The following is a 10,375-nucleotide window of genomic DNA, read 5'->3' as shown; positions in this document are numbered from 1 at the left end:
GTCATCTTGAACGCAAGTGCAGTCCCTCCTTCACTGGCTTCACGCTGAACAAAAAAAAAGGACTGCCTGGTCGGGGCGACCAAGGCAGTCCAGGTACAAGCACCTTCCACGGGGAGTAGAAGCGCTGGTCTCAATGTCACGGCTGGGGCCAGCCCTCGAAGAAGGCCTTGCGGACGGCGTCGATCCCGAGACCACCCTGCCAGACAATACCGATATCGTTGTGCCGCGCACCGGGCCCCTGCGATCCCATTTCGAAGAAACGGGAATCCTGCGGACGGAACACTGCGGTCTTGGTGCCGTCGCGCGCCGTGCCGTTCATGACCGTCCAATGGTCCGGATGGATATGCGCATCCATCCAGCAATCCAGAAATGACGCCTGGCCCACCGCATTGGGGTCGGCATAGCGGCCGTCAGCGAAGGTCGTGGTCGGATGCCACGGCCGGCCAAGAGCCACCGAGGCGTCCGGAACCCCCGGCTCCCGCATCAGCCGCGAGCGATAAATCACAATCCCCATCGCCTGCGTCAGTTGGGTCGATGGCGCGGCGATAAACGAATGATAATCGCCGGGCTTCAGGGCGGCAGCCCGGCGGCGAGTAATGATGTCGCTGGCCTCGATCAGCACCCGACCATTGCCAAAGATGAAGTCGATATTGCCCGACACCGAACTGTCGCGGATCCACACCCGCCCGCCATTGGCGAACAGGGTATCCTGGTTGCCGACCAAAGCCGACTTGGCGACCCGAACCCGGTCGCTATGAATGTCCAGCAGCAGGGTCACGCCCTGACTGTTGCCGATCTTGGCCGCATCGCCATCCGGCAAGGCATCATTGGCCAGGTAGTCGAAGCTGTTCTCGATCGTCATGCCTTCGATATCGACCTGGTCGGCATCGATGGTCAGGGTCGCCGACCCTGGCGTTCCCCAGTTGTTGCGATGATACTTGCCGGCCGTCTGGGCCACCGCATCGAAATACAGCCGTGTCTTGCCCACGCCCTGACCGCGCAGACGAACCCGGCTGCGGGTCACGGTGACCTTCTCATAATAGTCACCCGCGGCGATATCGATCACCGCCCAGCGACCACCCGTATCGCGCCCCGCGGCATCGACCGCCGCCTGGATGGCGCCGAAGCAGTTCGGTCGCGCCGCGCAGCGATCACTGACCTCGTAGCGCACCTCGGCCGCGCTCTGCAGAAAGACGTCCATCCGATCGACAATCTGGCCGAACCACGGATCGAATAGCCAGACATCATGCGGCGCTTCCGAAAATTCGAGATAATGGTGACGAATGCCAAAACCGGCAAGCTTGGCCGCCACATCCTCGCGTCCGGCGGTAAACCGCATCAGCCCGCTGCTGATGATCAGGGTCGGCGGCGACTTTGCGCTGACATGGGTCGCCGCACTGGCCTGACGCCAGGTGTCCGGCGCCTGTTCAAACGACCCGCCCAGCCACTGCGACGCCACCGAATTGGGCTTGTTCTCGTACTGCAAGGCCATGGGTGTGGTAAAATCCAGCACGCCATCCAGGTCGATCAGGGCATTGACGCTTGTATCGCCGGGCTGCCCCTTAAACAGGTCCTGCCCGGCCGTGTAGGCCAAGAGTGCTGCCATCTGACCGCCCGACGACGCCCCGCCAATGGCCAGCCGGTCGATGCCGTAGCCCTGGCTTTTCACCCAAACAATGGCGTCATTGACGTCGACCAGGCCAGCCGGATATTTCGCCTCGGCCGACAGCCGGAACTCCGGCAAAAACACCGTATAGCCGCGCTGGGCCAGCCGGTTGGCCAGGCTGTAGAAGTGCGACTTGTTGCCCGACCGCCACCCGCCGCCATGCACCAGCAGTATGCCCTGGCCATTGCCCTTCACGGGCAAAAACACATCGATATGCAGCTCGCGGTCATCGGCCTTCTTGTACAGCCGGTCGAACTGGACCTGCTGCCCGGCCTCAAACGCGACCTCCGGCAGGGCAATACCCGGATACTTGCCCTTGTAGCCATCCCAGCGTTGCGACACCGTATAGCTGTCATCGACCGGTATCGGGTTCGCCGCCAACGCCGGAAAGGCGATGGACAAAAGGCCTACGAAAACAAGCAGCTTTTTCATATGTCCCACCGGAAACTCAGTCAGCTCCCTCTCCCCACTTGAGGGGAGAGGGTGGGGTGAGGGGTCGGTTCGGCACCAACCGTAGAAACCGAACCAACCCCTCACCCTGCCCTTCGGGCGTCCCTCTCCCCTCAAGAAGTGGGGAGAGGGAGTTCTGCGCCCGTCTCTTGCACCCTAGTACCGATACCGCACGCCCAGAATCCACTGACTGCCGGTATGGGTATATTCCCGTGTCAGGTCCATATCACCGGTATCGCCGGTGCCATAGATCCGCTCGACCTCGTCGGTGATGTTGATGCCTTCGAAGGTCAGGGTCAGATTGTCGCTCAGCTTGTAGAACGACGCGAAGTCGACATGGGTCGGCCCGTACTTGCGCTCCTGAACATGCCCGTTGCCACCCGGCTGGCTGATCAGATAATCGTCGCGCTTGTTGACCGAAATCCGCGCCCCCAACTGCTCGGTGTCATAATAGACCGTCAGGTTGTACGAATTGGGCGACAGACCCGTCGAATCCTCAGCCGACACATGGGTGTAGTTCGACGCCACACCCAGGTTCGACCATGGCCCCGGCAGGAAGGTGAAGGGCTGGTTGTAGGTGACCTCGAACCCTTTCACGCTGTTGCCTTCGTCGCTGTTGACCGGGATGGTGAAGGTATAGGGCACCTCGGCCGGATCAGCGTTGTACGATTCGTCATATTGCGGATCGGCATAGATGGCCGGCCAGAACGACGGGTCGATCATCTTGGTCACGACATCGGTCTTCAACGAACGGACGATGTCCTTGTTGAACACTGAGACCGACAGCAGGCCTTCCTTGCCGAAATACCATTCCAGGCTCAGATCGACGTCGTTCGACTCGTAGGGCTTCAGTTCCGGGTTACCGACATTGCCGACGGTGCGCGTCGTATAGCCGAACACCGGCCCGGCAATATTCAAAGTGCTCAATCCCGGCCGGGTCATGCTGCGGCCATAGGCGGCCCGCAACACCAGGTCCGGACGGACATCCAGCGCCAGGTTGATCGACGGCAGATAGTTCTGATACGACACCTTGTCCTCGACGCGCGTACCGGCGATCAGGGCGATCGAGCGGACATTGGTCTTGACGTAGCGCAGGCCAGTATTGGTCCGCAGCCGCATCCCGGCCAGGTCATACTCGCCGTTCAGCTCGACATAGCCGCCCATTGTCTCTTCGCCGACCGTCCAGCCGGCGCCGGCATTGTTGGTGTAGCCCGGGGTGATGACCCCGGCCGCCGCAATAGCGTCGAAGTCCGCGACGCGGAACTTGACCAGGTCGCCATCCAGCCCGCTGCCGAAATTGTCGATCGGGAACGGCATGGTGTAGGTCGACGGATTGAAGCTGGGGCTCGCGCCATAGCCTTCCGAATACTGAACCGTCCGGTCGTTATAGTTGACCCCCGCCTTGATGTAGAAACCGTCGCCATTATAGGTGCCGTCAAACTTGGTCGAGAAGTTCTCCTTCTTGACGTTGTTGATGCGATTGGCAGCCGTCAGGGCGTTGACATAGTTGCTCGCCAGATTCGGGTCGTAGCTGCCGAAGCTGATTTTCGGGATGTAGGCATTGTCGCTGTAGTCGTACGCATAGGCGTGCGGCACGGACCGGTAATAGAACCGCAGCTCCGTCCGGTCGGCATCATCGGTCGCCTGGCCGATCAATCCTTCGAAGCTCAGACGATCGGATACGCGCCATTTTCCAGAAAGCACGAACTGATCGAATGTCGAGGTCGATTCCTGGTGCCGGCTCTCATACCACGAGGTCACATCATTGAAGCTGGCGGCCACTAAGGTTTTACCGTCCGGCGCGATCTTGAACGACACCGGGGTCTGGCCGGTATAGTTGCCGGCCGTGCCGTGGGTCAGCAGCCACTCCATCGAATTGTAGCTGTAGCGGTCATTGGTCAGCTCCGAATGCAGAGCATCGAAGGTGATCACCAAATCTTCGTTTGGTTTGTACTGCAAAGATCCGGTGAGCCCGACCCGCTTCTGATCATTGCCGAAGAAGTCAGCGCGCGGCAGGCGCGGCGCCCACAGGCAGTCCAGCGGATCGGCCGCGCCGCACGCCTTCGGCGTCCCGCTGACCGTCGGATTGCTGTCAGCCCACGAGTCGCCGTTGGCAAAGGGTGACGTCCAGCGCACACTGGAATAGCCTTCCTGGTGCACCGTCCGGTTCGACATCGCCGCCGAGACCAGGGCGCCTAGCTTGCCGTCCATGAACTTCTTGCTGACCAGCACGGCAAATCGCGGATCCGCCTTTTCCGTCAGAGAGTTATAGTTGCCTTGCGCCGAAGCCGAGACGGTAAAATCTTCGCGGAAATCGAACGGACGCGCGGAGTAAAGCCCGACCGTCCCGGCAATCCCGCCCTCTTCCGTCGAGGCCTTCTGCGTCTTTTCGATATCGATACGGTTGAACAGTTCCGATGCGAACAGGTGGAAGTCAAATGCCCGGCCGGCATTGATCGTCACCCCGCCGGTGTCCAGGCCATCGGAGCTGGCCGGCACTTCCATGCCGTTCAAGGTGGTGCGGGTAAAGTCCGGCCCAAAGCCGCGCAGCGTGATATTCCGCCCTTCCCCGCCCTCGCGCGACATGGCGACGCCCGGTACGCGCTGGATGGATTCCGCCAGGTTCAGGTCGGGCATCTTGCCGATGTCCTCGGCGACAATGCTTTCCACCGTATTGGCCGAGCGACGCTTGATGTCACGCGCCTTGTTCAGCGAACCACGGATACCCTTGACCACCACTTCGGGCGCCGGCTCAGGCGCCGCCTGGGATGCCGACGGTTCCGCCGCCACCACGGCAGACGTCGGGATATAGCGCGCCTGAGGCGCGGCCTGAGCGGCCGCCAGGACGACAACGCCATTGGACTGGGTAACCGGTGTCAAATTCGTCCCTGCCAACAGCCGCGACAGACCTTCCTTGACGGGCATGGTGCCTTGAACAGCGGCAGTCTTCTGGCCGGCGACAACGCGCTCAGGCGCCACCAGTTGCAGATCCGCCTGTTCGGCGAACTGGGTAATGCCCTGTTGCGCCGGTTGCGCCGCAACGTTGAAAGTCTTGACCTGGCTCTGGGCAAAAGCCGGCATGGCCGACACCATCAGCAGGGTGGTTCCCGCCAGAAGCAGTTGGCCGTTGAGCAGGCGCACGCTTGCCTTTTTCATATTAGTCCTCCTGTATGTGCTGGCGCCTTGGGGCGCCTTATATGAGGCAGCTTTCAAGCCGCCCTCTTAGGGAACGATGTCCGGATTGCGCAGTTCCGTAGCCGCGGTCGCATTTTTTTTCACATCGATATAGATAACCGAACCGGTGCGGGTGATCTCCGCGCCAAAAGCCTGCGCCACGGCATCGGAAAAGCCTTCCGGATCGTCGGTGCTGAACCGCCCCAGCAGGCGCTCATTGCCGAGGCCGGCGTCGCGGATGACGATCTTGACCTGGTTGTAGCGGTTGTAGTCCTCGGCCACGGCGCTCAACGTCTTGCCGGCCAGCGCGATCTTGCCCTCACGCCAGGCCAGGGCATTGTCGACCGCGTCGGGGGCATGATCGACCTTCGCGGCACGATCACCGATAACGGTACGATCCCCCGCCTTCAGCCATACGGCGGGGCGGTCATCCCCTTCCAGCCACGCCTTGACCGTGCCTTCGGTCACCAGAACCTCGGCGCCGCTGTCATGCCGGCGAACGGAAAACGCCGTACCGACCGCTTGGATCCGGGCATCGCCGGCAGCAACGACAAAGGGCCGCGCCTTGTTCCTGGCGACCTTGAACCAGACCTCGCCCTGAACCAGGTCGACCTTACGTTCGGCGTCGGTCATCTCGATACGGATGCGGCTTTCGGTATTGATCGCCGCGATCGAGCCGTCGCTCATCGGCAGCCGGCGGATTTCGCCCGTTGTCGTAACCGCCTCTTCCTTGCGCAAAAGGAACAGCCCGCCCAGCGCCGCCGCAGCCAACCCGGCCGCGATGCCGCCGCCGGCCAATAGCCCGCGCCGTGACGGATTGGCACGTGGCTTTGGCCGGACCTGCCAGTCCTCAGAAGGCCCCAGCGCCTTGGCGCGCGACAGCGCGGCCCATCCCGCCTGGGCGCGCAGCAGCGCCCCGCGACGGCGCGGATCACCGCTCAGCCAGGCGCGCAACGCCACCTCGTCCTCCGGACTCAGCGGGCGCTCCTTGACGGCCCACAGGCTGGCGGCGATTTCGATCTCTTCGCTAGTTTCGACCGGCATCGGCGTCACGCTTGGGCTCCTTGTTCGGCTGGGTGGTCAGGTCTTGCGAGGCCATGGACCGCAGGATCAGCCGGAGGCCCTTGGCGGCCTCGTTTTCGACAATGGTTTCACTAATGCCCATGACTCGGGCGATTTCCTTTTGCGGCAGCCCCTGGATCTTGCGCATCTCGAAGACTTTACGGCATCGCGCCGGCAGTTCCGAAATCAGCCGCATGACCCGGGCCAGCTCAAAGCGGGCCGCGGCTTCCTGCTCGGGCGATGGTGCGTCGCTCATGACGTCCAGCCGGTCGATCTCATCGACGCTTTCAATGCGGACGATGCGGGCGCGCCGGATGCGCATCAGCGCGATGTTCTTGGCAACGGTAAAGAAATAGCCGCGCGGCGAGGCGATATGATCGACCCGACTGAGTTCGGCGATCTTGCAATAGGCTTCCTGGATGATGTCTTCTACGTCTTCCCGGGCAAGCCGGGCCCGGTGCAGCCAGGCGCGCAAATCCGCTTCGTGGGGCAGGATCTGTGATCCCACCCAGCGGATAATGTGCTCCGGCGCCGACTCCATACTCTGCCTCCTACAGGATTAGATGCCTGAGGACGGCGTTTCCGTATACAGGAGACGCGAAAATTTAGACTCAACGCAAAATCGGCATCAACGGCGAGCCGGCTAGACCCGCGTCCAGGTCACCTTCTTGCACACCAGACCGCCCAGCACACAGCCCGACGTGGTCATGCTTTCCCCGCCGAACGTAATGCTGAGGCGATAGGTCAGCTTGCGCTGCGGATCGAAGGCCTTGCCCTTCCAGGCGCTCCCCTCGGCCTTCACCGTCATGACCAGGACATCACCGACTTTTTCATCCTTGACGCCCGGATGTATCCAGGTGTTGACCGCACACAGGTCGGCGCCGCACGGCGCAATCCTCACCCGCGCCTTGCCGTCACCGCGGGCCCAATCGCCCTCAGGGGAGGCATGCGCCACGGCGGGGGCGGCCAGTACCGCCATGGCTATCAATGCAGTTCTGATCATGTGCAACTCCTGTTCTTTACTAACCCTACGCAGAGACCGCGACCACGGATCAGGCGGCGCCATAAAAAGACGATGTGAACCGTTGGTCGCGCGCGGACGTAAGAGCTGAAAGAGGAGCTGCAGATGGACCTTGTCCCGCTGATCTCGATCGCCTTGGGCCTGAGCCTGCTGATGACGATGGCCTGGGCGGTGCAGCGCGTCACCGGTTCCAGCGGCTGGATTGACGCCATCTGGTCCATCGCCGTCGGGCTGGGCGGGATAGCCGCGGCCGTATGGCCCGATATCGGCGCCGTTGACGAACGCCGGATTGTCGTGGGCCTTCTGGTGACCATCTGGGCCATCCGCCTGGGCGGGCACATCGCCGCCCGCACCCATGGCGCCCATGATGACCCACGCTACGCCAAGCTGATGCAGGAGTGGGGCAAGGATGGCCCCCGCAACCTTTTCCTGTTCCTTCAGATCCAGGCGGCGGCGGCCTTCGTGCTGGTCCTCGCCGTAAGGCTGGCCGCGATCAATCCGCACGCCTCGCTGGCCATCACCGACGTGATCGGCGTAGCCCTCCTGATCACCGCTATTGTCGGCGAAGGCGTCGCCGACGCCCAACTGCGCCGTTTCGGAAAGACGCACAAGGGCGCGGTTTGCGACACCGGGCTTTGGGCCTGGTCGCGCCATCCCAACTACTTTTTCGAGTGGCTGGCCTGGGTCGCCTGGGCTGTCATCGCCTTCGATCCCGGCAATCTGTGGAGCCTCGTCGCTGCCGCCGCGCCAGCCCTGATGTACTACCTCCTGGTCTACGCTTCGGGGATTCCCCCGCTGGAAGCCCACATGCTGGCCAGCCGCGGCGACCGATTCCGCGCCTATCAACGCCGGGTCAGCCCCTTCTTCCCCCTTCCCCCCAAAACACCAGCTCCCCAAACAACGCATCAAGGAGACCCCTCATGAGCCTTCTGGCCGCCGCCGCTGAACGCGCCCCTATCCCCGATGCCGTAACCCTGGCGACGATCGACTGGCTGGTCGGGCAAACCAAGCGCCAATTGGCACGCGACGCGCTTGCCGAGGACAGCTTCGCCTCGGCCATGGGCGACTACGCCATCGCCGAACACACGGCCGTCGCCAACGCCCAGCACTATGAGCTGCCACCCGAGTTCTTCACCCTGATCCTGGGGGCGCGCCGCAAATATTCCTGCTGTTACTATCCGTCGGAGGATACGACCCTGGACCAGGCGGAAATTCACGCTCTGGAACGGACGTGCGAACATGCCGATCTGCGCGATGGGCAAACCGTTCTGGAACTGGGCTGCGGCTGGGGCTCGCTGTCGCTGTTCATGGCCGAACGTTATCCTGGTTCCTTGATCACGGCGGTGTCAAACTCCCATTCTCAGCGGCAATATATCACCGGCGAAGCCAAGCGGCGCGGCTTGAACAACCTGACGGTCATCACCGCCGACATGAATGACTTCAGCACCCACGAGCACTTCGACCGGATCGTCAGCGTCGAGATGTTCGAACATATGTCGAATTGGCGTGCCCTTCTGTCTCGCGCCCGCAACTGGCTGAAGGCGGACGGCCGGCTGTTCCTGCATGTCTTTACGCACCGCAAGCACTCGTACCGGTTCAAAAGCGATGGCAGCGACTGGATCGGCAAGTACTTTTTCACCGGTGGCATCATGCCCGCCCAGGACCTGGTTCACCGCTTCCCGGACATGTTCGCCGTCGAGCAGGAATGGCGCTGGTCGGGCGATCACTACCGCCGCACGGCCCTGGACTGGCTGGACAATTTCGACGACCAGCAGGCGCGCATCCTGCCGATCCTGCGCGACGTCTACGGCGCCCAGGCCGGGGTGTGGCGGCGGCGCTGGCGGCTGTTCTTCCTGGCGACGGCGGGGCTGTGGGGCCATGCCGGCGGTAGCGAATGGGGCGTCGGCCATTACCGCCTGAAGGCTGTCTAGATCCACCGTCGGATCTTGAACCAGATCAGCAGCACCACGATAATCCCGCCCATCAGCCCGCAGACGCCCCAGAAGGCCTCCGGCGTATGCAGGAACGGCATGTAGTCGAAATTCATGCCGTAGATCGAGGCAATCAGGGTCAGCGGCAGGAAGATCACCGAGGTGATCGAGATCAGCTTGATGATGGTGCTCTGTTCGACATTGATCAGGCCCAGCGCCGCTTCCAGCAGGAAGGCGATGTTGTTCGAGATCGACGCCGTGTGTTCCACCAGGGACGCCACGTCCTGGGCCATGGTCGCCAGGCGTTCGCGGAAGGGCTGGATCTGCCCTGCCCGCAACCCGCCCGTTCCAACCTCCAAATCCGAGGCGAACACCACCAGCCGCTTCAGGGACGCGAGAGAATCGCGGATGCGGGCATTGTCGTTCTGGGCGGCGCCCAGCTGGATCAGCACGCTTTCCAGCCCGGTCTTGCGCCGCTTGACAAACACCGATTGCGACAGGCTCTCCATGGTGGCGCCGGAGGTTTCAATCAAATCAGCGGCGCGCTGGATAAACAGGTCCAGCAGGTTCAGGAAGGTTGTCGGGCCATCCTCGCATTGCGACGGCTGCTTGCCGATCTTGTCGCCGAACGCCTTGAAGGTGGCGGGATCGATGTAGCGGATCGTCACCAGCCGGCCTTGGGTCAACACAAAGGTCACCGGGCCGGATTGCAGCTGCTTCTGACCGCCGTGATAGGCGAATTGCGCCGTCATGAAGGCTGCGCCGTCCTCGATATACAGCCGCGACGAAAGCTCGATCTCGGCCATGTCTTCGCGCGTCGGCAGCAGGACACCCAACTGGCCTTCCATGCGCAGCTCTTCTTCGCGCGACGGATTGTGCAGATCGACCCAGACAACATTGGCCGGCATGCCTCTTACATCCGGCGTGGTGTCGTGCAGCGAACAGGTGTGCAAGGTCAGCATGGAGGTCCCCAGGTTCGCCGGCACTTTCCATGAAAAGAGGCGGCGGCTCAAGAGCCGCCGCCTCTTTTGTTGAAATTCCAAAGACCGCTCTAAAATGGGTCAGGCTCGT

8 protein-coding genes are annotated in these 10,375 nt (G+C 62.3%); 2 read left to right on the top strand and 6 right to left on the bottom strand.

The window, feature by feature from the left end; all coding sequences use genetic code 11:
- Window positions 1–136: 136 nt before the first annotated feature.
- The 5 genes from ABI_RS26170 to ABI_RS08115 form a co-directional block, all read right to left on the bottom strand.
- Window positions 137–2,098, bottom strand: coding sequence for a pectinesterase family protein (locus tag ABI_RS26170; protein WP_083811422.1), 1,962 nt, complete (start codon window positions 2,096–2,098; stop codon window positions 137–139).
- Window positions 2,099–2,272: 174 nt separating this feature from the next.
- Window positions 2,273–5,272 (bottom strand): TonB-dependent receptor, encoded by a 3,000-nt coding sequence (locus ABI_RS08130; protein WP_006272433.1) that lies wholly within the window; start codon window positions 5,270–5,272, stop codon window positions 2,273–2,275.
- Window positions 5,273–5,338: 66 nt separating this feature from the next.
- On the bottom strand, window positions 5,339–6,334 hold the full coding sequence (locus ABI_RS08125) for a FecR family protein (RefSeq protein WP_006272432.1): 996 nt from the start codon (window positions 6,332–6,334) through the stop codon (window positions 5,339–5,341).
- Window positions 6,318–6,893, bottom strand: coding sequence for an RNA polymerase sigma factor (locus tag ABI_RS08120; RefSeq protein ID WP_006272431.1), 576 nt, complete (start codon window positions 6,891–6,893; stop codon window positions 6,318–6,320). The genes ABI_RS08125 and ABI_RS08120 overlap by 17 nt, the downstream gene beginning before the upstream one ends.
- A 102-nt stretch (window positions 6,894–6,995) precedes the next feature.
- Complete coding sequence (locus ABI_RS08115) at window positions 6,996–7,355, bottom strand: DUF2147 domain-containing protein (RefSeq protein ID WP_006272429.1); 360 nt, start codon at window positions 7,353–7,355, stop codon at window positions 6,996–6,998.
- 123 nt (window positions 7,356–7,478) lie between these two features.
- Between ABI_RS08115 and ABI_RS08110 the strand changes: the two genes are divergently transcribed.
- Entirely contained in the window at window positions 7,479–8,297 is an 819-nt protein-coding gene (locus ABI_RS08110; protein WP_006272428.1) for a DUF1295 domain-containing protein, read from the top strand.
- A complete protein-coding gene (locus ABI_RS08105) occupies window positions 8,294–9,304 on the top strand; it encodes an SAM-dependent methyltransferase (RefSeq protein ID WP_006272427.1) in 1,011 nt (336 codons plus the stop codon). Before ABI_RS08110 ends, ABI_RS08105 begins: the two co-directional genes overlap by 4 nt.
- Here the strand turns inward: ABI_RS08105 and ABI_RS08100 are convergent.
- Window positions 9,301–10,266, bottom strand: coding sequence for a magnesium transporter CorA family protein (locus ABI_RS08100; protein ID WP_006272426.1), 966 nt, complete (start codon window positions 10,264–10,266; stop codon window positions 9,301–9,303). The two genes, ABI_RS08105 and ABI_RS08100, sit on opposite strands and share 4 nt — an antisense overlap.
- Window positions 10,267–10,375 lie beyond the last annotated feature (109 nt).

It is taken from the genome of Asticcacaulis biprosthecium C19 (assembly GCF_000204015.1).
GTDB classification, from domain to species: domain Bacteria; phylum Pseudomonadota; class Alphaproteobacteria; order Caulobacterales; family Caulobacteraceae; genus Asticcacaulis; species Asticcacaulis biprosthecius.
This window is presented reverse-complemented; position numbering and strand designations above follow the sequence as displayed.